A 21,724-nucleotide genomic window follows, 5' to 3' on the forward strand; every position below is an offset into this window, starting at 1 on the left:
GCCGGGCCCGGTTTCCGCTCTCTTCTCAGCTGAGCGACGAAGCGACGTGCAGATCGACGTTCTTGGTCTCCGGGGCCATGAACGCGCTCACGATCGCGCCCAGCGCGGCGATCCCGGCGGCGATGTACATCGTGGCCGACAGCCCGAGATTGGCGAGCGACCACGGCGTCGCGAACGTGCCGACCGCCGCGCCGATCCGGCTGATCCCGGTGCACAGCCCCACCGCGGACGCGCGGACCTCGGTCGGGAACAGCTCGTTCGGGTAGATCCATTCCAGAATGGACGGTCCGCCGTTGAACACCGCGTACACCGCGAACGCGAGCGCGATCAGCCACAGCGCGGCGCCCGGTTGCAGGCCGAGGTAGAACAGTCCGGCCGCGGAGATCGCGAAGCCCCAGATCAGGACGGGACGACGGCCGAGCCGGTCCACCAGCAGCAGCGCGGCGATGTTTCCGACGAAGAAGAAGAAATTGATCAGGCCGTACCCGAGGTGCGACAGGTTGCCGCCGCCGAGGTTGAACAGTTCGAGGATCTGCGGCCCGAAGGCGTAGATCGCGAACAGCGGGACGACCGTGCACGTCCAGAAAATCGAAATGAACACGACCCGCTTGAGATACCCGCCGCGCCACAACGCGGACATCGGGGTCTTCGTTTCGGCTTCCGGGAGATCGTCCAGCGTCGCGTGCTCGCCGATCGTCGCGCGCAGCACCTCCAGCGCTTCGGCGTCGCGGCCCTTGCTGTGCAGCCAGCGCGGCGATTCCGGGATGCTGGTGCGGGCGATCACGATCAGCAGCGCGGGCACCGCCGACGACAGCAGCATCCATTTCCAGCCCTGGTCCACGTTCAGCAGGAAGAACCCGACGAACGCGGCGACCGTCGCGCCGACGAACCACATCGCGTTCAGCCCGCCGACCAGCCGCGCCCGCCACGCCTTCGGCGCGAATTCGGTGACCAGCGCGGTCGCGATGGGATAGTCCGCGCCCACCGCGACGCCGATCAGCAGCCGCAGCACGAACAATTGCGCGGCGTCGGCGACGAAGAACTGCAGCACCGAGCACACGATGATCGCGATCAGGTCGATCGTGTACATCAGTTTCCGGCCGATGCGGTCGGTGAGCGGGCCGAACACCGCTCCCCCGATGAACACGCCGACGAGCGCGGACGCGCCGATCAGGCCGGACCACAGCGAGTCCATCTGCCACTGCGGGCCGATCTGCACCAGCGCGATGCCGATGATGCTGAGGATGTAGCCGTCCAGGAACGGGCCGCCGGACGAATACAACGCGAGCTTGCGATGAAACCCGTTGAGGCGGGCCGAATCCAGGGTTGCGCGAACAACAGAGCCGGCTGTGTCCGATGCGCGGTCAGTCTTCATGTCGGTTGGTCTCCTCGCTGCCGACCGCCGCCACGGCGTCGATCTCGATGCGTTTCGTCCCCCGGAACCCGGCGACCTGGACCGTCGTCCGCGGCGGCAGGTCGATGCCGGCGAAACGGTCGAGGTAAGCCTGGTGGTAGGCGTCGAACTCGCCGAGGTCGGCGAGGAACACCGTCAGTTTGAGCAGCGTGCGCAGGCTCCCTCCCGCGGCCCGCAAGGTGTCCTCGAGGTTGTCGAGAGCCACCCGCACCTGCTCGTCGATCGCTTCCGGGACGCTGCCGTCCCGCCGTGCCGGGACCTGCCCGCACGCCCAGATCACTCCGCCGAACACGGCGGCCCCGGCGTAGGGACGAGGTCCGTGCGGATGCGCCACCAGTTCGCGCGAGTTCATCGGCCCTCCCGGTGGTCCGGAATCAGGAACCCGCGCGCGATCGAATACGCGAGAGTCCACAGTGGAGTTTCTACGGACACGCCATGGGTGACCGCTTCGCGATGCCGCTGTTTCCGTTCCGCCGCAGTGGAAATCACCTGACCGTCCGGAACCTCGGACAGCGGACGGATCACCAATCCCGCGACCGGCGGGCGCGGTTCAGCGATGGCGGGCAGCCTCAGCAGGTCCCCGCCAGGCGTGCCGACCGTCCTTTCGCCACCGTCGGAAAGGGACAGTATCCGGCCAGACCGTTCCGCGATGTCCACCGCAGCCCAATCCAGCACCGGACTGCCGGCCATTCCCGGCACGACCAACGTGCCCACCACGGCGGCCGTTTCGCACGCAGGCACGAATGCCTGCAGCGGACCGCGCGAAGCCGGGTCGTGCGCCACGGCGTAGCCGTCGCAATGTTCCAGCCGGAGGCCGACCCGTCCGGCCGGGATCCGGGTCGTCTCGGCGGCCAAGGCGTCGAGCCCGGCGCCCTCGTGGACTTCGGCGGTCGCGATGACTTCGGCCAGGTATTCCGCCTCGCCGCTGCTCAGTCCCGAGGCCCGCAAGGCACGCAGGGAGACCTCGTGGATTTCCCGCACGGACACCCGGGTCCGCACCGTTTCGGCCGCCGAGACGCGCTCGGCCCTCGCCGCGGTCATTGCCCGGCCCCGGGGAACACCGTGTCGAACAGCCGGAGCCAGTTGCCGCCCAGCACCTGCGCCACGACGGTTTCGTCCAGGCCCGCTTCCAGCAATCCTTCGGTGAGAACCGGGAAATCGGCCGGTCCGCCGAACCAGGTGGGCCACACCGGCCACTGCGGTTCCACCGGGACCGCGGACGCGGGCCGCCACCGGCCGTTGCGCAGCCAGGCGACGTAGTCCTGCGACCAGTTCCGCGTGCAGTCGCTGCCGAGCGCGACGTGGTCCGGTCCGATCCGCTCGACCAGTCCCGCGACCATCTCGCAGAACTGCCGCCGGGTCGTCTTCTCGCCGCCGATCACGTTGGGGTACAAGCAACAGCCGAGCACTCCGCCGCGCGCGGCGAGGGCGTCGACGACGTCGTCCGGCTTGTTGCGCGGCGAATCCGCGAAGGACAGCGGGTTCGCGTGCGTGATCGCGACCGGCCCGGCCGAGGCGTCGATCGCGTCGCGGCTCGTGCGGTTGCCGACGTGCGACAGATCGACCAGCATTCCGACGCGGTTCATCTCCGCGACGATGAACCGGCCGTACGCGGTGAGCCCGGAATCGTGCTCGTCGTAGCAGGCCCCGCCGACGAGGTTCTGGATGTTGTAGGTCAGCTGTGCGATCCGCACGCCGAGCCGGCGGAAGACCTCGACCATCCGGTAGTCGTCGCCGAACGGCGAGGTGTTCTGGAAGCCGAGCAGCACGGCGAGCCTGCCGTCGCGCTTCGCCTGCCGGATGTCGTCGGCGTTCTCGGCGAGGACGACCAGATCGGCGTTGTCCCGCGCGAGTTCGTACCAGTCCGCGACCGCGCGCAGCGTTTCCTGCGGGCCTTCCCAGACCGCGCACGTCGCGTTCACGCCGGTGACGCCGCCCGCTTTCAGTTCCTCCAGGACTTTGCGGTCCCAGTTGTTGATCTGCAGTCCGTCGACGACAGTGAGGTCGCCGTGCTCCAGGGGGTCCACTCAGGACTCCTTTCCGGGCTTGCGGGTGAACAGCCAGTCGTCGTCCGCTCCGGACTGGACGTCGTGCGCCCGGGGCGCGCCGGAGAACAGCGTGACGCGCAACCAGTCGGTCGACTGCGGGCTGTAGTTCTCCATGCCGTAGAGGGCGAGCTGGAATCGCTGCAGGTGCAGCGGAAGGAAATCGTCGGCGAGCAGGTTCGCGCGGACCTCGCCGTAGCGGAGCCCGGCGACGGACTGCACGCGCGCGACGATGCCGCGGTGCCACGGGAATTCGAGCAGGAACTCGGCCACCGAACGGCCCGCGCCGGCGGCCGCCAGATCGTGCCGGAGGGCGTGCACGGCGCGGGCGATGCCGATCGGGTGCTCCATCGATTCGCCCGGGTCCTGACCGCGGTTGCCGCGCCGGGGTTCCTCGTTGTCCTCCGCGGAGAACCAGAACCTCGCCTGTTCACCGGGGTCGGTGAAGTCGAACTCGCGGGTCCAGTCGTAGCGGCGGGCAAGCAGGTCGCGCAGCTGACCGCAGGTCTGGGCGAGGTCGACTCGCCGGCGCTGGTCGCACGTCAGCAGGCGTTCGATCTCCGCGTCGAGCGAGTCGTCCAGTTCGACCAGGACGGTGTGCAGCACGGCTCGGGCCTCGGCGCCGAACTCCGCGGCTCGGCCGTCGAGGTCCCGCCACCGGAAACCGCCCGCCGGGAATTCGCTGAGCAGCGAAGCGATTCCGTCGAGTCGTCCGGCCAGTTCGGGACCGGTCAGGTACGGCGCGGTCGCCAGGGTGTCCCGTTCGCGGAAGTACCGGCGCGCGCGATCGAGCAGTTCGCTCGCCCGCCGGACCGAACCGGCGTCCGCCTCGGCGTCGAGGGCATGGGCCAGCGGGAGTTCCCGAGCCGAGCACCAGGCGTCGAGGATGTGCGGATGGTTCACCACGAACGGGACCATGCCGAGCCCGGTCGCGTTGCCGAGGCCGAGGTACCGCCGCCAATCGCCGGAAAGCTGTGCCGCGGACGGGTTTCGGCGAGCGGCGCAATGCTCGACCAGGTCGTAGCTGAACTCGCGCAGCAGCCACGCGGCCAGCATCTGCGCACGGTAGGGCACCTGCAACGGCGGGATTCCGGCCAGCCGGTCGAAGTCGGCGAGACCGAACTTTCCGTTGCTGTAGAAGGCTGTGCTGCGCAGGATGTAGCAGGCGTCGCCCATCGTGGCGCAATCTGGCTGTTCACCGGCAGCCAGTTGCGCCACCACGTAGTCGAAGAACCGCTCGCTGCGGTTCGCCCGAGTCCACACCAGCGTCGCAGCGTCTGCGCGGCCAGCCTCCTGCCGTGGTACTTCACGACGCAGCTCTGCCATCCGAGTGTCCGGAACTGGGCCTTCCACCAAGGCAGCGGTGACATCCCAGCGTTTCGCGATCACGCGGTCGGTGCGCTCGTTTTCCTGCAGTACGGTGGAAAACACCGCGAAGTGCAGCAGCGTGCCATCCGCGTCGATCCGGTAGACGGCCTCGCCGTGGCCGCTGTCGTCGAACTCCCACCGGGTGCGAGACACTGCCCAGCGTTCCCGCGCCGCCTGGCGGAGGAACGACCGCGCGAAGCTGTGCCGGGTGTAGCGGGAAGCGCCCAGCTCCGCCGGGGCGAGCGCGGTGTCCGCGGGCCGGGTCACGATTGTTCCCGGGGCGCGGACGTCCGCAGGTACGCGGTTTTGGTCCAGGTGAAGAACTCCGCGGCGGATTCGCCGTTCTGCTCGCGCGGCGCGGGGAACGACGAGTCCTTCAGACCGCCGAACGGCGCGTGCACCTCGGACCCGGTGTTCGGCGCGTTGACCTTCACGATGCCCGCGTCGAGGTCGCGCAGGCACTGCCGCACCGCGCGCTCGTCGTCGGTGAACACCGCCGCGGTGAGCCCGAACCGGGTGCCGTTCGCGAGCCGGATCGCCTCGTCCAGGTCGGCGGCGCGCAGCACGGTGGCGACCGGGCCGAACACCTCCTCCTGGCTGATCGTCAGCTCGGGCGTCCCGGCCAGCAGCGTCGGCGCGACGAACGCACCGCCCTCCGGGCAGTCCGCGCGGGCCAACACAGTCGCTCCCTCGTCGACCGCCTGCTGGATCGCGCCCTCGACCTCCTCCGCCGCCTGAGCGGACACCAACGGTCCGATCTCGACTCCCGGCGTCGTCCCGGCCCCGACGACGAGGCCCTTGACCCGCGCGGACAGCTCGGCGACCAGCCGGTCGCAGGCGTCCCCGACCGTGATGATCCGGCGCGCGGCCGTGCACTTCTGCCCGGTCCCGCTCATCGACGCGGTGACCAGCGCCGCGGCGGCCTGGGCCGGGTCGGCGTCGGGCAGGACGATCGCCGCGCTGTGCCCGCCGAGTTCGAGCTGCACCTTCGCGCCGCGCGGCACGACAGCGGCCTGGATCGCGCGGCCGACCGGCACCGATCCGGTGAACGTGACACCGGACAGCTCCGGCCGTTCCACCAGCTCGGCGCCCAGCGATCCGGGCGCGAGCAGCAGGTTGAGCACGCCGTCCGGAACCCCGGCCTCGATCAGGATCTCGGCGAACGCCACCGCCAGCGCGACCGTGTCGCTCGCCGGCTTCCACACCACGGAGTTGCCCCACAGCAGCGCGGGCGCGAGCTTCCACGCCGGGATCTGCACCGGGAAGTTCCACGGCGTGATCACGCCGACGACACCCAGCGGACGGCGCACGGTCCGCACCACCTCGTCCGGGTTGCCGGACGGGTAGAGCACGCCGTCGGCGCTGCGCGCCCGGCCCGCGTGATAGTGCAGCGTCTCGACCGAGGCGGCCACCTCGCCGCGCGACTCCGCCAGCGTCTTGCCCTGTTCCCGGGTCATCAACGCGGCCACCGATTCGGCGCGCTGGGCCAGCAGTTCCGCGGCCCGCCGCAGCACGAGACCGCGCGCGATGACGCCCTGGCGATCCCATTCCGGCTGCGCCGCCACCGCCGCGCGCACCGCCTCGTCCAGCAGTTCCGGCCCGGCCGTCCGGTACTCGGCCACGATCTGCGCGGGATCCGCCGGGTCGGTACTCCGCGCGACCGGTCCGTCGCCGGGAACCCACCGTCCCGCTACGAAGTGCTGCAACGACAATGCGTGATCCACGGGTGCTCCTCGACGTTCGCGACGGTGCTTGTCGTCCATGACGCTAAGTCGCGCGGAACACAGAGTGAAGTATCTATTGCCTACGCACTGATAAGGAACCATTATCAGCGGCGTGGAACTCCGCCAGCTTCGCTACTTCGTCGCGGTCGCCGAGGAACGCAGCTTCCGCCGCGCCGCCGAACGGCTGCACCTCGCTCAGCCCGCGCTCAGCCAGCAGATCGCGAAGCTGGAGAAGGAACTGTCCGTGCGGCTGCTCCTGCGGACGACCCGAAGCGTCGAGCTGACCGAACCGGGTCGCGTGCTGCTGGCTGAGGGTCGACGCGTGCTCGCGGGCAGCCAGCACGCCCTCACCGCTGTCGCGCACGCCGCACGCGGCGAACTCGGGCTGCTGCGGATCGGGTTCGTCAGCTCGGCCGCGCTCGAAATCGTGCCCGCCACCGTGCTGGAAATGCGGCGGCAGTGGCCGAATGTCCGATTCGAACTGACCGAATCGACCACCGACGCGCAGATCGCCGCGCTCGGCGACGGTCAGCTCGACGTCGGCATCGCCCGCGAGGTCGGCGAAGCGCCCGGACTCACCGTGCACCCGCTGGGCCGCGAACGGCTGATCGTGGCCGTGTCCGAGACGCATCCGTTGGCGGACAAGGAAACCGTCGAGATGGCGGAGCTGGCCGACGAGCCGTTCCTCGCCTTCCCGCGGACGCGCGTCTCGCGGTTGCACGACCACATCGAGACGCTGTGCCTGCGGTCCGGATTCCGGATGCGCGTGGTCCAGGAGGCGGTCCAGTTCCCGACCATGCTCGGCCTTGTCGCCGCCGACACCGGCATCGCCATCGTGCCGAACGCCTTGCGCGCCTTGCAGTTGCCCGGACTTCGCTATCTCGCCCTCGCCGATGCGGGCGCGGTCTCGGCCGTCTCGGCGATCTCGCGCACCGACCACGAGAACAACCCGGTGGTCGACCGTTTCCTCAGCGTCGCGCGTGCCGGATGATGGCGCGGTGGACTTCGAACCGCACCGCGGCGAACTGACCGCTTACTGCTACCGGATGGCCGGCTCGTTCCACGAGGCCGAGGATCTGGTGCAGGAAACGCTGCTGCGCGCGTGGAAAGCCCGCGACCGGTACGACCCGGCCCGCGCTTCGGTCCGGACCTGGCTGTACCGGATCGCGACGAACGTCTGCCTGACCGCTTTGGAGGGCCGGGCCCGGCGTCCGTTGCCGTCCGGTCTCGGCGCCGCCAGCGACGATCCCGGCGCGCCGCTGCGACCGGCGACGGACATCCCGTGGCTGCAACCCTTCCCGGACGCCCGCTGCGACGCCGACACCCGCGCCGGACTGCGGCTGGCGTGGGTCGCCGCGACCCAGGTCCTCCCCGCACGGCAACGGGCGGTCGTCGTGCTCCGGTCGGTGCTCGAGTTCAGCGCGGCCGAGGTCGCCACCCAGCTGGAGACGACCGTTCCGGCGGTCAACAGCGCGCTGCAACGAGCCCGCGCCGCACTCGCCGGCGCGGGCGGGATGGACGAGATCGCCGAACCGGACGACGCGGAAACCCAGGCCGTGATCGACCGGTACGCACGAGCCTTCGAGGCCGCCGACGTCGAGGCGCTCGTCCGGCTGCTCACCGACGACGCGATCCTGGAAATGCCGCCGGTGCCGCTCTGGTTCCGCGGCAGCGAGGACTACGGCCGGTTCGTGCATCGGGTCTTCGAGATGCGCGGAGCCGGCTGGAGCGTCCGCGGCCTCGCCGCCAACGGGCAGCCCGCGCTCGCCGCCTACACCCCCGACCGGCAGTTGCACACCCTGCAAGTCTTCACCGTGGCCGGCGGGCGGATTTCGCACAACGTCGTGTTCGCCGATCCGCGCGTTTTCAAGGCGTTCGACCTGCCGCCGAAGATTTTTTGACTTTCGCCGATGAGTTCGCTCGGCGCCGCCGGTAAGTACTGGCGACACCGATTGAAGGGAACTCCGCCATGAGCGTCATCGTCATCGCCTTCACCACCCTCGACGGCATCTCGTCCGATCCGGACGGCTCGTCGGCCGCCCCGGACGGCGGCTGGGCGTTCCGGCACGGCCCGGAGTCCGTGGCGGGCGACAAATTCCGCCTGGGCGCCACGCTGGACGACGGGGTCCTGCTGCTCGGCCGCAAGACCTGGGAGCTGTTCTCCGGTCTGTGGCCGCACCGCGACGACCCGTTCTCGCGGCGGATGAACGCCGTGCCCAAGCTGGTCGCCACCAGCACCCTCGCCGACACCAGCGCGTGGCAGAACTCGTCGGTTCTGGAGGGCGACCTGGTCGACGCGGTGAAACGGGAAGAGCGCGACGTCGTCGTCACCGGCAGCCTGAGCGTCGTGCACACGCTGATGGCAGCGGACCTGGTCGACGAATACCGGCTGCTGACCTTCCCCACCGTCCTCGGCCGCGGCACCCGCCTGTTCCCGGACGGCACCCGGCTCGCGCATCTGGAATGCACGTCGGCTGAACGCGTTGGCGCGGCGACGCTTTCGCGGTACGTGCGCGAAAATTCGGTGGATGGTTCCGGGCGCTAGGCCGTAGCGTCGGGGGCCATGTTGCTGGTTGTCTCGGGCGCGTCCTGCGTCGGCAAAACCACCGCTCGCTTGCACGCGCGGCATCTGCTCGGCGAAACGTACGAGACCGCCGAACTGAGCACGCTCGGCCCGATCCCGGCCGCGCCGACCGTCGCGTGGCGGCAGGAGCGAGTGGAAGTCGCGGTGCGACGCGCGATCGCGCTCGAAGCCGAGGACAGGCACCTGCTGCTGGCCGGCGATCCGATACCGGTCGGCGAAGCACTGGCGGCGCCGAGCGCGGACCGGATCGACATCGCCGGTTGCCTGCTCGACCTCAGCGACGAGGCCCACCTGGCTCGGCTCGCCCGCCGCGGCGAGCCGAGCCCCGCGAATCAAGCATTCGCGGCGTGGCTGCGTGCGCACGCGCACGACCCGGGTCATCTTCCGGAAGCCGTCACGACGGACGCCTGGCCGGAAATGCGCTGGGACCGCTGGGTCGGGCGCACCCCGGGCCCGGAGTGGGCGACAACGGTGATCGACACGTCTTCGCTCGGCCCGGCAGAGGCGGGCGAGGCAGTCGCGGACTGGTGCCGCCGCGCCGTGGCAGGCATCGCTCCGGTCTTCCGCGCGGGCTGGTTCGCCCGCTGACCGTCCGTGCGGGGAACCCTCATCGACTCTGCTTCCCTCACGGACCGGCGAACCGGCCCATCGGTCAGTCGGCGTAGCCGTGTTGGTGTGCGTAGTGCACCGCCTGCGCCCGGGTCCCGCAGCCGGTCTTCGCGAAGATCCGGTTCACATGCGTCTTCACCGTCGCCTCGCTGACCTGCAGTTCCCGCGCGATCTCCCGGTTCCCCCGGCCCGCCGCGACCAGCTTCAGCACGTCCACCTCCCGCGCCGTCAGCCCGTCCTGCGGCGGCGCGGCCGGACGCCGGGCCGCGGCCAGCAAAGTCCGCTGCACCGACAGGTCCATCACGGTCTGCCCAGCCGCCGCCGCGTGGATCGCGCGGCCGATCTCGTCGCCGTTCGCCGCCTTGGTCACGTAGCCGACCGCGCCCGCGTCCAGGGCGCGCACGATCGACGCGCTGTCCGCATAGGTCGTCAGCACGACGACCCGCGTGCCCGGCAGGTCCGCGACGATCCGCCGGGTCGCCGCCGCCCCGTCGCAGCGCGGCAGATCCAGGTCCATCAGCACCACATCGGGCTGCAGCCGCAGGGTCTCCTCGATCGCCGCGGCTCCGTCGCCCGCCTGCCCGACGACCTCGATGCCGGGCAGCAACCCGACCAGCAGCACCAGACCCTCCCGCACCGCGGGCTGGTCCTCGGCCACGAGCACGCGCACGATCGTCATGCCGGGATCCTCGCCGACAATCGCCAGCCCGCGCCGTCCGGGCCCGCGGTCACCTCGCCGCCGACCAGTTCCGCGCGCTCGCGCAGACCGGTCAAGCCGTACCCGGCGCCGGGCAAACCGCTGCCGGAACCCGTCCGGTTGACGACCGTCATCGTCACCGCGTCGTCCAGATAGGACAGTTCGACCGACACCGGCGCGCCCGCCGCGTGTTTGCGCGCATTGGACAGTCCTTCTTGGACAGTGCGGTACAGCAGCAGGGTGACGTCCGCGGGGAGTTCGCGCGGCTCGCCGGTCACCTGGATCGACGCGTTGTCCGGCAGCGAGCCGAACAACTCCGGCAACGCCATCGGATCGCCGCGCAACGCGTGCACCGCCCGCCGCGTCTCGATCAGGCCCTCCTGCGCCAACTGCCCGGCCTTCCGCACGCACGCGGCGAGTTTCTCGTCCGGCGACGGCAACTCGGCCACCAACCGTGCCGCCGCCTGCAAGTGCAGCGACAGCGCCGAAAGCGAATGCGCCTGGATGTCGTGGACCTCCCTGGCCAGCCGCGCGCGTTCCTCCAGCGTCGCGCCCCTGGCGACGGCTTCCTGGGTGAGCCTCGTCTGGTCCAGCAGGTCGCGGGCGTGGCGCGCCTGCACCCGGTACTGCCGCCGGTTGAGCCCGAGCAGCACCACGACCGACACCGCGAGCGCGTTCCCCGCCACGAGCCCGCCCGGCTGCCCGGCGAGGTATCCGCCGGCGGTTGCCGCGACCCCCACGACCGCAGCCACGGTGATGATCTCCGCCGGGGTGATCGCCGCCAGCGAGGACAACACGAGCAAGGACAGGCAGACCAGCGACGGTCCGGTGAGGCTCGGGTCCGCGACCGCCACGACCGCGCCGAACAGCGCGGCCAGCGAGAGCAGCACGCCCGCCGCCCGCGGCCAGCGGAGGTCCAGCGCCCCGAACGCCAGGCCGCTCGCGGCGGAAGCGGCCAGCGGCACCCGCTCCCACTCCGCCGCGGGCTGCGCGGTGACGAGAATCGCGACGAAGGCCGCCGGCGTCAGCAGCCGCATCAGGACCAGCGGCAGCCGAGTCATCGCATTCCCTCCCCTTGGGCGTCTTCGCTGCTCAGCGTAGTCAGGCCCGCACCGGCTGCCCGTCACGGACGGGTTCGAGCCGCCGGGATCGCCACAGCACCCCGCCCGCCCGCACCGCGACCATCGCCAGCGCCATCAACACGAAGAACAAGCCCACCCCGTCCTCGTCCAGATGCGTGCTGACCAGGAATTCGCCGACCTGCACCGCGAACGAGCGCACGTTCTCCACCGCCCACACGAACACCAGCCGCCCGACCAGCACGGCGAGCCAGATCAGCAGGTACGGCCAGCCAGCCCAGGTCTGCACGCGCCCGGTGCCCGGACTGCGCTCCACCCGGGTGGTCGCGATCAGCCCCGCCCCGGCGATCGCCCCGACGACGGCCCCGGCCAGGCCGGCCACCAGGTTCGGCGCGGTGAGCGAGATGCCGCCGGTGAAGTACAGGACCCCGATGACGGTGCACGAAACGAACGGCATGATGCCCATGACCAGGTTGTGCCGATGGCGGCCCACCTGGGTGAAAAGAACGAGAGCGAGCAGGATCCCGCCCATGACGAGAGCGTCGGTCATCACGGCCTTCTTCTGGATTCAGGCGGGCCGGAACACCCGCGTCCTCGACGCTAGGGAGCGGACCCCAGCGAATCGTCCAACCATCGACCGATTCCGGGTGGACGTGACGTACACCCGGAATACCGGGACCGGCGCGGCTCCGCCGGTACACTGTGGAGCGTCAGCGGCCGAAGACGGCTGGGCGCGATCAAAAGCCGTGGAGCCGGACGAACGATGATTCCCGCATTGCTGGTCCTGTCGACCGCGGTTCTGCTGCGCGCGCTCGCGGCCAAACAGCTCGACCGGTGGAACATCGCCGCGCCCGTGCTGATGGTGCTGTGCGGGGTCGCGACCGCGTCGTTCGCGAATCCGGGAAAACTGCTCGACCTCTTCGACACGGAAATCGCCCAGCACGTCGCCGAACTCATTCTCGCGATGCTGCTTTTCGTCGACGCCACCGAGGTCCGCGGCGGACGGCTGTGGGGACACGCGCCCAGCCTCGTCGCGCGGGTGCTGTTCCTCGCGCTGCCGCTGAGCCTCGGGCTGGCCATGCTGGCGGGCTGGGCGTTCTTCCCGGAACTGTCGTGGCCGTTGCTGCTGATCGTCGCGTGCATCGTGATCCCGAGCGATTTCGCCGCCGCCGAACGCGTCGTGCGGGACAAAACCCTGACACCGCAAGTGCGCAGCGTGCTGAACGTCGAAAGCGGCTACAACGACGGATTGGTCTCGCCGCTGTTCCTGTTCGCGCTCATCCTCGCGCGCAGCGACAACACCGCGAATACCGCCGGGAAAGCACTCGCGACCGCCTTGCCGTTCGCGATCAAAGCCATTGTCGCCGGTGCTGTCATCGGCACGGCGATCGGTTTGCTGCTGTTCCTCGCCGTCCGCGCCGGCTGGACATCCGGGCAAGGACGGCGCATCGCCCTCCTCACGACTCCACTGCTGACTTATGCGGCGACAGTCGCCATTGACGGCAACGGATTCGTCGCCTGTTTCGTCTCCGGGATCGCCTTCCGCTACGTCTACCGCGCTTTCGCCGCACGGCACCTCCGCACCGCGCACAGCCCCGCCCGGGAGCATTTCGCCCGCCCCTCGGAAGACCTGCGACTGCTCGAAGAGGTCACCGGAATCCTGACGATGGCGATGTGGTTCGTCGTCGGCGGGGCGGCGGTCGTCATGGTGTCCTTCGGCGTGCCGTGGCAGCCGATCGTGTTCTGCCTGCTCGCGCTGACCGTCCTGCGGATCATCCCGGTGATGCTGTCGCTGACCCGAACCCGGATGTCGCGCCGGGACCGGTTCCTCGTCGGCGCGCTCGGCCCGCGCGGCACGACGTCGGTCGTGTTCGGCCTGCTCGCGATCAACGGCCTCACCGGAGCGGAAAGCGACCTTGTCTTGACCCTGACGGTGGTCTGCGTCCTCGGCAGCGTGGCCCTGCACGGACTCGGCTCGACACCGCTCATCACCCGCCTGATGACGCCTCGAACGCACCGTCCGTCCGCATAGCGTGCACGCATAGTAGCCAGCGTTTTTCGGGCCATCACCGTACTTTCCCTGGTTTTTCTCCCCCGCGCGGGTGGCCTCCGGACAGTGCCCGTAACATTCCGTGACCGCCGGCAGAGTAAGGGTCAAGCGCGACGCACCACGTCGCAGTTCCGCGCAGAGGACCCCGCTCATGTCCGCACCCACGCTCGCCGAACCCCAAGCCGGACGGCACCGTTCCGGCAGCGTGCGCGTCGTCGCCGTCATTCCCGCGCACGACGAAGAAGCCCAGATCGCGCATACCGTCGCCGCGCTGCGCGGGCAGGACCGGACCGTTGACGAGGTCTTCGTCGTCACCGACAACTGCACCGACAACACCGCCACAGCGGCTTCGTCCGCCGGAGCCCGAGTCCGACCGTCCGCAAACAACACGCACAAGAAGGCCGGCGCCCTCAACCAACTGCTCGCCTGGCTGCTGCCACGGCTGGACGAGGACGACGTAATCCTCGTCCAAGACGCGGACTCCGCTTTGGACCCGCACTTCGTCAGCACCGCACTGCACCACCTCGACCACGGATACGGCGGCGTAGGCGGAGTCTTCCGCGGCGGCCCAGGCGGCGGTTTCGTCGGCCACCTGCAGCGCAACGAATACGCCCGCTACGCCCGCGACGTGCACCGGCTCCACGGAAAATGCCTGGTACTGACCGGAACCGCGGCGATGTTCCGCGTCCGTACCCTCCGCGAAGTCTCCGCCGCGCGGCTCGCCGAACGCCTGCCCGCGGGCGACGGTCACGGCGGGATCTACGACACCACCGTGCTCACCGAGGACAACGAACTCACTTTCGCCCTGCTGCACCTCGGCCACCGGGTGATCTCACCCAGTGCCTGCACACTGGAAACCGAGGTCATGACGAGCTGGAGTGCACTGTGGACACAGCGCCTGCGGTGGAAGCGCGGCGCGGTCGAGAACTGTGTCCAATACGGACTGACCCGCGTCACGTGGCGGTACTGGGGCAGGCAGCTGATGACCATCGCGGGCGTACTGGTCAGCGGCATCTACCTGACCGCCCTCGCGATCGCCCTCTGCCACGGCGGCCTGCACCTCAACCCGTGGTGGCTCGGCATCTCGGCGATTTTCGTGGTGGAGCGAGCCGTGACCGTGCGCTACCGCGGCTGGCGCCAGATGCTGCTCGCCACGTCGATGTACGAGCTGGTGCTCGACTATTTCCTGCAAGCCTGCCATCTCAAGGCATACGCGGACGCACTCCTGCGCACCCGCAAGAACTGGTGAACACCCGCACTCGGAAGAGAGAACCCCATGTACCAGAAAATCGGCGCGGCCTCGGCCGCGGGAGTGACCGGCGGACTGGCGTTCACCGGAGTGAACGTCCTGTGGCTGCTGCTGGCGGGATTCGCTTTGCTGGCAGCGGGAACGGCCATGCTGCGGATTTTGCCGAGGGTGCGGAAGCAGGAGCTGTAGCGGCGCTGTCCTGAGCGCTCTCGCAGCATCGGAGGCGCGGATGCCGAGCGAAATCGACCTGCGCCCCGCGACGGCCGCGGACAGCGACTTCTGTTTCCAGGTGCACCGGGCCGCGTTGGGCGAGCATGTCGCCGCGATCTGGGGCTGGGACGACGAAATCCAGCGTGGGTACCACGACCGTGCCTTCGTCCCCGGCCGATGGCAGGTGATCACGGCCGACGGAGCGGACGCCGGTCTGCTCGTGGTCGAGTACCGGTCGGCTGAGGTCTGTCTCGGCCGGATCGAACTCGACCCGCGGTACCAAAGCCGCGGAATCGGCGGGCGGCTGATCCGCTGGCTGATCGGCGTCGCGGCGGAACGGGGACAGCCGCTCGTGCTCGAGGTGCTCACGGTCAACACCCGAGCGCACGCGTTCTGCTTGCGCCACGGTTTCCGCGAAACCGGCCGACACGGAAGGAAAATCCTCCTGGCCCCCAGGCCAGGAGGATTGACGTCAGCCCGCGTCAGTCACCGTCCCCGTGACGTCCACATCCGGTCCGGACTCCTTCGGCTCGCCCGTCAGATGCAGCAGCACCTGCTTCGCCGGATCCGCACCGTCGTGCCGCACGGTCGGGATCGTCAGCTCGCCGCTGGTCTTTCCCGCCGGAATCCGCACCACCACCGTCAGCCGGGCCCCTGACAACGGCTGCTTCTTTTCCGGATCGACGCCGTGCTCGATCAGCCACTCCGGATCGACATCGGACGTCATCAGTTCCGGACCGTTCTTCGGCGGCCGCACCTCCCCGAGCACACTGAGGTCCGCATCGGCCGCTGTGGACAGCCGGACCGGCCACGTCAGCGCGGTGCCCTCGACCGCTGTCACGTCTGACTTCCCGACGCTGATCTTCGGGGCCGGGTCGTCGTTCTCGACGTTCAGCGAGCCCTGCGCCGACCCGACCACCGTGCCGCGGGTGGCCTTCACGTCGGCCAGGATCCGGTACGGCCAGCTCCACCGGGTGTTCCCGACGACCGTCGCGGGCAGGTCGAGCGTGTGCTGGCCCGGCGCGAGCGTGACCGCCTGGTACGTCCACTTCACCGGCATCGGCGAGACCGTCTCCGGCCGGAAGACGCGCAGCGAACCGCCGCCGTCGCCGGTCACCGTGACCGGGATCTGGTACGTCTTCGACCCGGAATCGCCTTCCTTGACCGTCAGGGCGCCGAGATCGACCCGCGTCAGCGGAGCCGGGGCCGGATCAGGCAGGCCGGGCCGCCACGCGTACACGTCCAGCAGCCACGCTTCGCTGCCCGAGGTCCGCGGCGTCAGCTCCAGGCTCGCCACCTCCTGGTGCGGCGGCAGCGGGACCCGGACTTCCTGTCCCCAGAACGACCTCGTCCGTTCGGTCCCGGCCAGGCCGGCCACCGTGAACGAGCCCAGTTTCGTGCGCACGCCCCGGGAATCGGCGACCGCGACGTCGAACGAGGCGGCCGGGGCGTTCTCCGGCGCGATGACCCGCATCGCCAGCGCCCGCGCGCCGCCGGAGGAAACCGGGCGGGGCAACTGGATCTGCGCCGGAGCACCCGCCGAGCGCACATGCACCGCGGTGCGGGTCGGGTCGGGCGCGTCTTCCAGCCCGACGAAATGCGGCGATTTGGAGGCGCCCGAGCTGACGAGGCACCGCTGATCCGGGCCGACCTGCTGGCAGACGTCCGCGCTGCCGGCGACCTTGGTCGACGAATCCGGGACCAGCACTGGCGTCCGCGCGCCGCCGAGGGCGTGCGACAGCACGCGGGCCGGATCGGCGGACGGGGCGCGCACGCCGGAACCGTCCAGCAGCGGCTCCATGCGCAGATCGTGCTTCTGGAACAGCTGCGCCGCCGCGGCGACATAGGTGGCGCCGACCGCCCGCTGCTGCGCGTCCGTCAGCCGCGCGGGCACGCCGGGCGAGCAGTTCGGATCCGGCTCGCGGGAGGAGAAATCGTCATTTGCCGGGGCCACCGCGACGCCCGGAGTCCATTCGGCATTGAAGTAATTGTGGTTCGCGCCCGAGACATAAAGCGCGCTGTGCAAGGCCGTGTCCCGGCTGACGCCGCGCGCCCCGTCGATGTATTGCTGCCCTTGGAGGTCCGAGACGTCGCCGTCGCACGAAGGCAGGAAGGTGACCGACGGGACGTCCGGCACCGGGTTGAGCCCGAACACGGTCGGCGCGATGAGCACGTCGCCGCGGATCTTCCAGCGGACCGGCCCGGAGAACCCGGTGTCGCCCGGCGGCGGGTACAAACTGTCCGTCGCCGCGCGGTTCACGCCCTCGCCGCCGCGGGAATGCCCGACCAGCAAGACATTCGACAGGTCCGCGGCCGGAGCGTCCCGGACTATCTGCGGGGCGGTCGCGCGGGCGCTGCCGGACCAGTCCGCCCAGTGCGCGAGGTGCAGCCGGACCAGCGACGACCGGGCCTGCGCGCCGCCGTCCTCCGCCGCGTGGTCGAGCGCGTTGATCGCGTTGGCCGAAATGGACACTGTCAGGAATCCCTGCGACGCCAGCAGTTCCTGGGTCTGCAGGTAGCCGCGGTAGCTCGGGATCGGCAGCATCCCGGTCTTGCACGGCCAGGCCGTCGAGTAGTCGCGCGGATCAGCCGGGTTGTAACACGGCTGATGCCGGCCGTGCAGGAACACCACCAGCGGCCGGTTGCCCGGCGCGTGCTTCGGCGCGACGACCACGCCCTGCATCTCGATCGGCCCGTCCAGTCCCGGCAGCCGCACCGGGTCGAGCGAGTACTCGCCCTTGACCGTCGAGAACTGCCCGGGTTTACCGGGATCCACCGCATTAGCGGGCAACTCCGGCAGCGGCGCCGCAGCCGGTTGCTTCGCCGTCGCGCGAGGCGGCTCGGTCAGCGAACGGCCGCCGACGCGCGCCTCCAGCCCGCGCAGATCGCGGATCCCGCCGGCCGGCAGCGAGAACGTCCGCAGATCAGCCCGTGGCTGGGCACGGCCGAGCAGCTTGCCGCCGGACCAGAACTCCACCGCACCGTCGCCGAACAGCGGTTTCGGCGCGGTCCAGACCAGCCGGCCGTCGGCGACCCGCCACTCCGGCGGCGACGCCGGGCCGGCCGGACTCGCCGCCGCGGGCTGCGCCAGCGTGACCGCCATGACCGCGGCCGCCGCGATGGGGACAAATTTGCGCAGAAGGACCTTCACTGGGTGCTCCCTCCCCGATGATCTTTCTTTTCTACCGGGAAAGCAGCCCGCCGTGCCAGAACGGCGTCCGGGAGTTCAGGCCCGGTTCTCCGCCAGCGACCCGGTGCGCAGACCGGCCACCACGATCTCGCCGAACGCGTCGCCGATCTGCCGGGGCGTCATCTCGCCGCGCGGATCGAGCCAGGTGTGCGCCCACGCGGCCACGCCGATCACCGCGAACGCCAGCACCCGCGCCGTCGCGACCGGTTTGAACGCACCGCTTTCGATTCCGCGCTCGACCACCTGCGTGACCAGGGCTTCGAACTCGTCGCGCTTGCGCTCGATCGAGGCGAACGTCGTGCTGGAAAGGAACCGGCGCTCCTGCTGGAAAATCGAGATCTCGGCCCGGTAGATGCCGATCGGCTCGACCAGCACCTCGGTCATCACCCTGCGGAGCACCCGCTCCGGCGCGCCGCCCTCGGCGAGCACCTCGCGGATCCGCCGCAGCTGGAAATCCATGAACTGGTCGTGGATTTCGTGCAGCACGTCCTCTTTGGTCTCGAAGTGGTAGTAGAACGCGCCTTTGGTGAGCTTCGCGGTGTCGACGATTTTCTGCACCGAAGTGGCGTGGAACCCGTCCTTTTCGAACAGCTTGAGCGCGGCCTCGACGAGGGCCCGCCGGGTGGCGTCCGGATCGCGCGGCGCCCTGGCCCTGCCGTCGCGTTTGCCCGTGGACGGCGGGACAGCGGGCATCGAAGTGCTCCTCACTGGCCGGGCGGCCGCGGCTACGGAGCCCAGAAGGTAACAAACACTCGCCCCTGGACGACGCGGAATCGGCAAGTCGGCCGCTTCGCACCAGGGCAGAACTGCCGGCAGCGCGCGCCCGCAGCAACCGGCTGGCACGAACGGAGCAACGATCCCGGCTTGTCAGGGACCGGAAAGACAGTGCGCGGATGGCGGCTCTCCCGCGGTTCTCCGTGCCGCACACCGCCGGCCTGGAGCAGTTCCGGGCCGCCAACACCGGCGCGCCGGCCACCCTCGCCGCGTCGGGCGTCAAGGAAACCGGCCTGGCCGCGGTCGCCGACGAGGTGCTGGCCGAGCCCTGCGCCAGCCCTCGTCCAGTGCACCGCCGCGACCTGGAAACCTTGCTGCACCAAGCTTTCAGGCCCGCATAGCCGTCTCAGCCCATTCCTCGAAGGAGGTCAGCGGAATCCCGAGCTCCCGCGCGAACTCGGGCCGCGCCGGTTGTCCGAGTTCGTTCAGCATCTTGTGCGAAAAGCCCATCGGCGGCATGCCCGCGGCAAGCGCCTCCTCGACGGTCATGTCCGGCACCGGCAACGGCACGCCCAGCACGCGCGACAGAATCGGCGCGATCTCCGCCATCGACCGGTAGTCGCTCGCCAGTTCCAGTTCGACCCGGTGGAACCGCTCCGGCTCCGCGATCGCCGCCGCGGCCGCCCGGCCGATGTCGCGCGTCGCGGCCAGCGACAGCCGGGTTTCCGGACGCAGGATCGTCACCAGCCCGCCCTCGATGCCGCGCGGGAACACGTACTGCGTGGCCGGCAGGAAGTTCTCCATGAAGAACCCCGGCTTGAGCAACGTCCACCGCGGGAATTCCGCCGCCCGGAGCCGATCCTGGATCGCCGCCTTGGCCTCCATCGACGGAGCCAGGAACGCCCAGCGCTCCTCGGCCAGTTCCGGCGACCCCGCCCCGCTCACCGAGGTATGCACGAACTGCGGCACGCCCGCGTCTTTCGCCGCCTCGATGAGGTTCACCGCCTGGGTCACCTCCCCGGCGAAATCCGGCTCCGGCCCGCTCATGTCCGGCATCTGCACGCTGAACACCGCCCGCGCGCCCTTCACCGCCCGAGCCAGCCCGTTCTTCTCCAGCAAATCCCCGGCGACGAGCTCGGCACCCGCCGCCTCGACCGCCTTCGCCCGGTCCGACGCCGGATCCCGGACCAGCGCCCGGACGGGAACGCCTGCCGCCAGCAGTTCGCGCGCCGTCGCGCCGCCCTGCCGTCCCGTCGCGCCGACCACCAGTACCGGTGCTTCCTCATCCATGATTCTCCCTGGGAACGATAAGTGGCGGGGCCCGCCGTTTCGTGTCCGCTACGATACGGCGGGGCCCGCCACTTAGCAAACCCGGAGGTCACGCCATGCCCGGCCAGCAGCGCGCGGACGCGCGACGCAACTACGCACGGATCCTCGAAGTGGCCGAGGCGGAGGTCGCCGCGCACGGCGCGAACGCGTCGCTGGAACAGATCGCGCGCACCGCCGGAGTCGGCTCCGCGACCGTGCGACGGCACTTCCCCACGCGGCACGCCCTGCTCGAAGCCGTTTCGCGGGAACGGATCGCGCTGCTGGCCGCGCGCGCCCAGGAACTAGCCGGCGAAGCCGACAGCCGCGCCGCGCTCCTGGAATGGCTGGACGACGTGGTCAGCTACTGCGTAACCGCGCGCGGTCTCGCGGCGGCTCTGGCGTACGACGTGCCGGATCCGGCGCACGGCAACTCCTGCTCGACAACCCTGGAGGAATCCGCGGCGCCGCTAGTGGCCCGAGCCGCTCGCGACGGGGCCGTTTCGCCGGAGGTGACGGTCGGCGACCTGATCGCGTTGATCGTCGGCGTCACCCTGACGACCGAACGCCATCCGGAACCAGCCGCCGAAGCCAGTCGGCTGTTCCGGATCGCGGTGGCGGGAATCAGCCCACAGCGCTGATCGCCGCGGCAAGCCGGTCGGCGACCGTGCGCGGCTCGCGCCCGAGAAGTTCGGCCAGCAAGGTACTGGATTCGGCGAAATAACCGGCCCGGGCGGCCTGGTACCAGCTCAGCATCAGCCGGGCCGCCTGCTCCGGCCAGCCGGTCGCGACCTGGTCGGCAACCCACTGTTCGTCATCGACGACAAGCCGTTTGACGCTCCGGCCCGTGAGACTCGAAGCGATCTCGGCAAGATCGTCGAAAGCGACCGCGGCCGGAGCGGCGAGCGCGACGGGACCGTCGACCGCCCGGGCGCCGGCCAGGACGACCGCAGTGGCCTCGGCGATGTCGGCACGGTCGGTGTACGGAACGGGCCCGTCTTCCGGCTGCGCGATCTCGCCGGTCCGCTGCCACGGGCCGAGCACCTGGTCAAGCGAGCCGTAAGCACCGTTGCGCAGTGCGGTCCAAGCAACCCCGGAGCCGGCGAGAATCGCCTCGGTGGCGAGATGGAAATCCGACGGCCGGTACGGGTTGCCCGGAGCAGCGCCGTGCTGGCTCGTGTAGACGATCCGCCGGACGCCGGCCGCGACAGCCGCGTCGATCGCGCTGCGGTGCAGGCTGACCAGGTCGGCAGCCGGGTCGTTCCCGGAGATCAGCAGGACCTGCTCGGCGCCGGCGAAGGAGTCGCGCAGCGCGGCCGGATCCTCGTAGGAACCGCGCCGCACGCGCACGCCGAGGTCGGCGAAATGCCGCGCCTTGGCGGTATCGCGGACGCTGACGCCGATCTGGCCGGCCGGCAGGCGCTGGAGGAGGTGCTCGACGACGGCGCCGCCCAGCCCTCCGGTCGCGCCGGTGACAACGATCATC

The 21,724-nt window shown here is 70.3% G+C and carries 22 protein-coding genes and 1 pseudogene; 10 read left to right on the forward strand and 13 right to left on the reverse strand.

Annotation, left to right across the window (positions count from 1 at the left end):
• Positions 1-25: 25 nt before the first annotated feature.
• The 6 genes from L3Q65_RS22840 to L3Q65_RS22865 are packed head-to-tail and all read right to left on the reverse strand — an operon-like array spanning position 26 to position 6,551.
• Positions 26-1,375 (reverse strand): MFS transporter, encoded by a 1,350-nt coding sequence (locus L3Q65_RS22840; protein WP_182894050.1) that lies wholly within the window; start codon positions 1,373-1,375, stop codon positions 26-28.
• Entirely contained in the window at positions 1,365-1,766 is a 402-nt protein-coding gene (locus L3Q65_RS22845; protein ID WP_182894049.1) for a RidA family protein, read from the reverse strand. The genes L3Q65_RS22840 and L3Q65_RS22845 overlap by 11 nt, the downstream gene beginning before the upstream one ends.
• Entirely contained in the window at positions 1,763-2,455 is a 693-nt protein-coding gene (locus L3Q65_RS22850) for a hypothetical protein (protein ID WP_237600764.1), read from the reverse strand. The genes L3Q65_RS22845 and L3Q65_RS22850 overlap by 4 nt, the downstream gene beginning before the upstream one ends.
• Complete coding sequence (locus L3Q65_RS22855; RefSeq protein ID WP_182894047.1) at positions 2,452-3,441, reverse strand: membrane dipeptidase; 990 nt, start codon at positions 3,439-3,441, stop codon at positions 2,452-2,454. The genes L3Q65_RS22850 and L3Q65_RS22855 overlap by 4 nt, the downstream gene beginning before the upstream one ends.
• Positions 3,442-5,094, reverse strand: a complete 1,653-nt coding sequence (locus L3Q65_RS22860) for a hypothetical protein (protein ID WP_237600765.1) — start codon at positions 5,092-5,094, stop codon at positions 3,442-3,444.
• Positions 5,091-6,551: an aldehyde dehydrogenase family protein gene (locus tag L3Q65_RS22865; RefSeq protein WP_237600766.1), complete on the reverse strand. Its 1,461-nt coding sequence runs from the start codon at positions 6,549-6,551 to the stop codon at positions 5,091-5,093. Before L3Q65_RS22865 ends, L3Q65_RS22860 begins: the two co-directional genes overlap by 4 nt.
• A gap of 112 nt (positions 6,552-6,663) precedes the next feature.
• On the opposite strand from L3Q65_RS22865, the gene L3Q65_RS22870 reads away from it, so the two are divergent.
• The 4 genes from L3Q65_RS22870 to L3Q65_RS22885 all read left to right on the forward strand — a co-directional run bounded on the left by L3Q65_RS22870 (position 6,664) and on the right by L3Q65_RS22885 (position 9,723).
• Positions 6,664-7,542: a LysR family transcriptional regulator gene (locus L3Q65_RS22870; protein ID WP_237600767.1), complete on the forward strand. Its 879-nt coding sequence runs from the start codon at positions 6,664-6,666 to the stop codon at positions 7,540-7,542.
• A gap of 7 nt (positions 7,543-7,549) precedes the next feature.
• A complete protein-coding gene (locus L3Q65_RS22875) occupies positions 7,550-8,452 on the forward strand; it encodes an RNA polymerase subunit sigma-70 (protein ID WP_237600768.1) in 903 nt (300 codons plus the stop codon).
• A gap of 68 nt (positions 8,453-8,520) precedes the next feature.
• Positions 8,521-9,096: a dihydrofolate reductase family protein gene (locus tag L3Q65_RS22880; RefSeq protein ID WP_237600769.1), complete on the forward strand. Its 576-nt coding sequence runs from the start codon at positions 8,521-8,523 to the stop codon at positions 9,094-9,096.
• An 18-nt stretch (positions 9,097-9,114) separates the two neighbouring features.
• Positions 9,115-9,723, forward strand: a complete 609-nt coding sequence (locus tag L3Q65_RS22885) for a hypothetical protein (RefSeq protein ID WP_182894041.1) — start codon at positions 9,115-9,117, stop codon at positions 9,721-9,723.
• Positions 9,724-9,787: 64 nt separating this feature from the next.
• Here the strand turns inward: L3Q65_RS22885 and L3Q65_RS22890 are convergent, their stop codons facing one another.
• The 3 genes from L3Q65_RS22890 to L3Q65_RS22900 are packed head-to-tail and all read right to left on the reverse strand — an operon-like array spanning position 9,788 to position 12,070.
• Entirely contained in the window at positions 9,788-10,423 is a 636-nt protein-coding gene (locus tag L3Q65_RS22890) for a response regulator transcription factor (protein ID WP_237600770.1), read from the reverse strand.
• Positions 10,420-11,502 carry a sensor histidine kinase gene (locus L3Q65_RS22895; protein WP_237600771.1) on the reverse strand — a complete coding sequence of 361 codons (1,083 nt, stop codon included), beginning with the start codon at positions 11,500-11,502 and terminating at the stop codon, positions 10,420-10,422. Before L3Q65_RS22895 ends, L3Q65_RS22890 begins: the two co-directional genes overlap by 4 nt.
• A 40-nt stretch (positions 11,503-11,542) precedes the next feature.
• Positions 11,543-12,070: a DUF1453 domain-containing protein gene (locus tag L3Q65_RS22900; RefSeq protein ID WP_182894038.1), complete on the reverse strand. Its 528-nt coding sequence runs from the start codon at positions 12,068-12,070 to the stop codon at positions 11,543-11,545.
• 213 nt (positions 12,071-12,283) lie between these two features.
• Here L3Q65_RS22900 and L3Q65_RS22905 point away from each other — a divergent pair, with 213 nt between their 5' ends.
• From L3Q65_RS22905 to L3Q65_RS22920, 4 genes and pseudogenes are all read left to right on the forward strand, one after another.
• Positions 12,284-13,552, forward strand: a complete 1,269-nt coding sequence (locus L3Q65_RS22905) for a cation:proton antiporter (RefSeq protein ID WP_182894037.1) — start codon at positions 12,284-12,286, stop codon at positions 13,550-13,552.
• A 169-nt stretch (positions 13,553-13,721) separates the two neighbouring features.
• A complete protein-coding gene (locus L3Q65_RS22910) occupies positions 13,722-14,819 on the forward strand; it encodes a glycosyltransferase family 2 protein (RefSeq protein ID WP_237600772.1) in 1,098 nt (365 codons plus the stop codon).
• A gap of 27 nt (positions 14,820-14,846) precedes the next feature.
• Positions 14,847-15,008: a hypothetical protein gene (locus L3Q65_RS22915; protein ID WP_182894035.1), complete on the forward strand. Its 162-nt coding sequence runs from the start codon at positions 14,847-14,849 to the stop codon at positions 15,006-15,008.
• 40 nt (positions 15,009-15,048) lie between these two features.
• Positions 15,049-15,387 (forward strand): annotated as a pseudogene (locus L3Q65_RS22920) (GNAT family N-acetyltransferase); the annotation flags it as partial.
• A gap of 114 nt (positions 15,388-15,501) precedes the next feature.
• On the opposite strand, the gene L3Q65_RS22925 reads toward L3Q65_RS22920, so the two are convergent.
• Both L3Q65_RS22925 and L3Q65_RS22930 read right to left on the reverse strand, forming a co-directional pair.
• Positions 15,502-18,180 carry a hypothetical protein gene (locus L3Q65_RS22925; protein ID WP_237600773.1) on the reverse strand — a complete coding sequence of 893 codons (2,679 nt, stop codon included), beginning with the start codon at positions 18,178-18,180 and terminating at the stop codon, positions 15,502-15,504.
• Positions 18,181-18,255: 75 nt separating this feature from the next.
• Positions 18,256-18,912: a TetR/AcrR family transcriptional regulator gene (locus tag L3Q65_RS22930; protein ID WP_220507994.1), complete on the reverse strand. Its 657-nt coding sequence runs from the start codon at positions 18,910-18,912 to the stop codon at positions 18,256-18,258.
• 200 nt (positions 18,913-19,112) lie between these two features.
• On the opposite strand from L3Q65_RS22930, the gene L3Q65_RS22935 reads away from it, so the two are divergent.
• Positions 19,113-19,334, forward strand: a complete 222-nt coding sequence (locus L3Q65_RS22935) for a hypothetical protein (protein ID WP_182894033.1) — start codon at positions 19,113-19,115, stop codon at positions 19,332-19,334.
• On the opposite strand, the gene L3Q65_RS22940 is transcribed toward L3Q65_RS22935, so the two are convergent.
• Complete coding sequence (locus L3Q65_RS22940; protein WP_182894032.1) at positions 19,321-20,223, reverse strand: NmrA/HSCARG family protein; 903 nt, start codon at positions 20,221-20,223, stop codon at positions 19,321-19,323. The genes L3Q65_RS22935 and L3Q65_RS22940 overlap by 14 nt on opposite strands.
• Positions 20,224-20,318: 95 nt before the next feature.
• Between L3Q65_RS22940 and L3Q65_RS22945 the strand changes: the two genes are divergently transcribed.
• Positions 20,319-20,879 (forward strand): TetR/AcrR family transcriptional regulator, encoded by a 561-nt coding sequence (locus L3Q65_RS22945; RefSeq protein ID WP_182894031.1) that lies wholly within the window; start codon positions 20,319-20,321, stop codon positions 20,877-20,879.
• Here the strand turns inward: L3Q65_RS22945 and L3Q65_RS22950 are convergent.
• Complete coding sequence (locus L3Q65_RS22950; RefSeq protein ID WP_182894030.1) at positions 20,863-21,723, reverse strand: NAD(P)H-binding protein; 861 nt, start codon at positions 21,721-21,723, stop codon at positions 20,863-20,865. The genes L3Q65_RS22945 and L3Q65_RS22950 overlap by 17 nt on opposite strands.
• Position 21,724 lies beyond the last annotated feature (1 nt).

The organism is Amycolatopsis sp. FU40 (assembly GCF_021903635.1).
Classification (GTDB): Bacteria; Actinomycetota; Actinomycetes; order Mycobacteriales; family Pseudonocardiaceae; genus Amycolatopsis; species Amycolatopsis dendrobii.

Bases quoted from the DNA above. Each gene is read 5' to 3' on its own strand.
- L3Q65_RS22890 (WP_237600770.1), bottom strand. From the start codon at position 10,423: ATGACGATCGTGCGCGTGCTCGTGGCCGAGGACCAGCCCGCGGTGCGG.
- L3Q65_RS22910 (WP_237600772.1), top strand. From the start codon at position 13,722: ATGTCCGCACCCACGCTCGCCGAACCCCAAGCCGGACGGCACCGTTCC.
- L3Q65_RS22930 (WP_220507994.1), bottom strand. From the start codon at position 18,912: ATGCCCGCTGTCCCGCCGTCCACGGGCAAACGCGACGGCAGGGCCAGG.
- L3Q65_RS22880 (WP_237600769.1), top strand. From the start codon at position 8,521: ATGAGCGTCATCGTCATCGCCTTCACCACCCTCGACGGCATCTCGTCC.
- L3Q65_RS22885 (WP_182894041.1), top strand. From the start codon at position 9,115: ATGTTGCTGGTTGTCTCGGGCGCGTCCTGCGTCGGCAAAACCACCGCT.
- L3Q65_RS22845 (WP_182894049.1), bottom strand. From the start codon at position 1,766: ATGAACTCGCGCGAACTGGTGGCGCATCCGCACGGACCTCGTCCCTAC.
- L3Q65_RS22900 (WP_182894038.1), bottom strand. From the start codon at position 12,070: ATGACCGACGCTCTCGTCATGGGCGGGATCCTGCTCGCTCTCGTTCTT.
- L3Q65_RS22915 (WP_182894035.1), top strand. From the start codon at position 14,847: ATGTACCAGAAAATCGGCGCGGCCTCGGCCGCGGGAGTGACCGGCGGA.
- L3Q65_RS22905 (WP_182894037.1), top strand. From the start codon at position 12,284: ATGATTCCCGCATTGCTGGTCCTGTCGACCGCGGTTCTGCTGCGCGCG.
- L3Q65_RS22950 (WP_182894030.1), bottom strand. From the start codon at position 21,723: ATGATCGTTGTCACCGGCGCGACCGGAGGGCTGGGCGGCGCCGTCGTC.
- L3Q65_RS22935 (WP_182894033.1), top strand. From the start codon at position 19,113: ATGGCGGCTCTCCCGCGGTTCTCCGTGCCGCACACCGCCGGCCTGGAG.
- L3Q65_RS22945 (WP_182894031.1), top strand. From the start codon at position 20,319: ATGCCCGGCCAGCAGCGCGCGGACGCGCGACGCAACTACGCACGGATC.
- L3Q65_RS22850 (WP_237600764.1), bottom strand. From the start codon at position 2,455: ATGACCGCGGCGAGGGCCGAGCGCGTCTCGGCGGCCGAAACGGTGCGG.
- L3Q65_RS22895 (WP_237600771.1), bottom strand. From the start codon at position 11,502: ATGACTCGGCTGCCGCTGGTCCTGATGCGGCTGCTGACGCCGGCGGCC.
- L3Q65_RS22840 (WP_182894050.1), bottom strand. From the start codon at position 1,375: ATGAAGACTGACCGCGCATCGGACACAGCCGGCTCTGTTGTTCGCGCA.
- L3Q65_RS22940 (WP_182894032.1), bottom strand. From the start codon at position 20,223: ATGGATGAGGAAGCACCGGTACTGGTGGTCGGCGCGACGGGACGGCAG.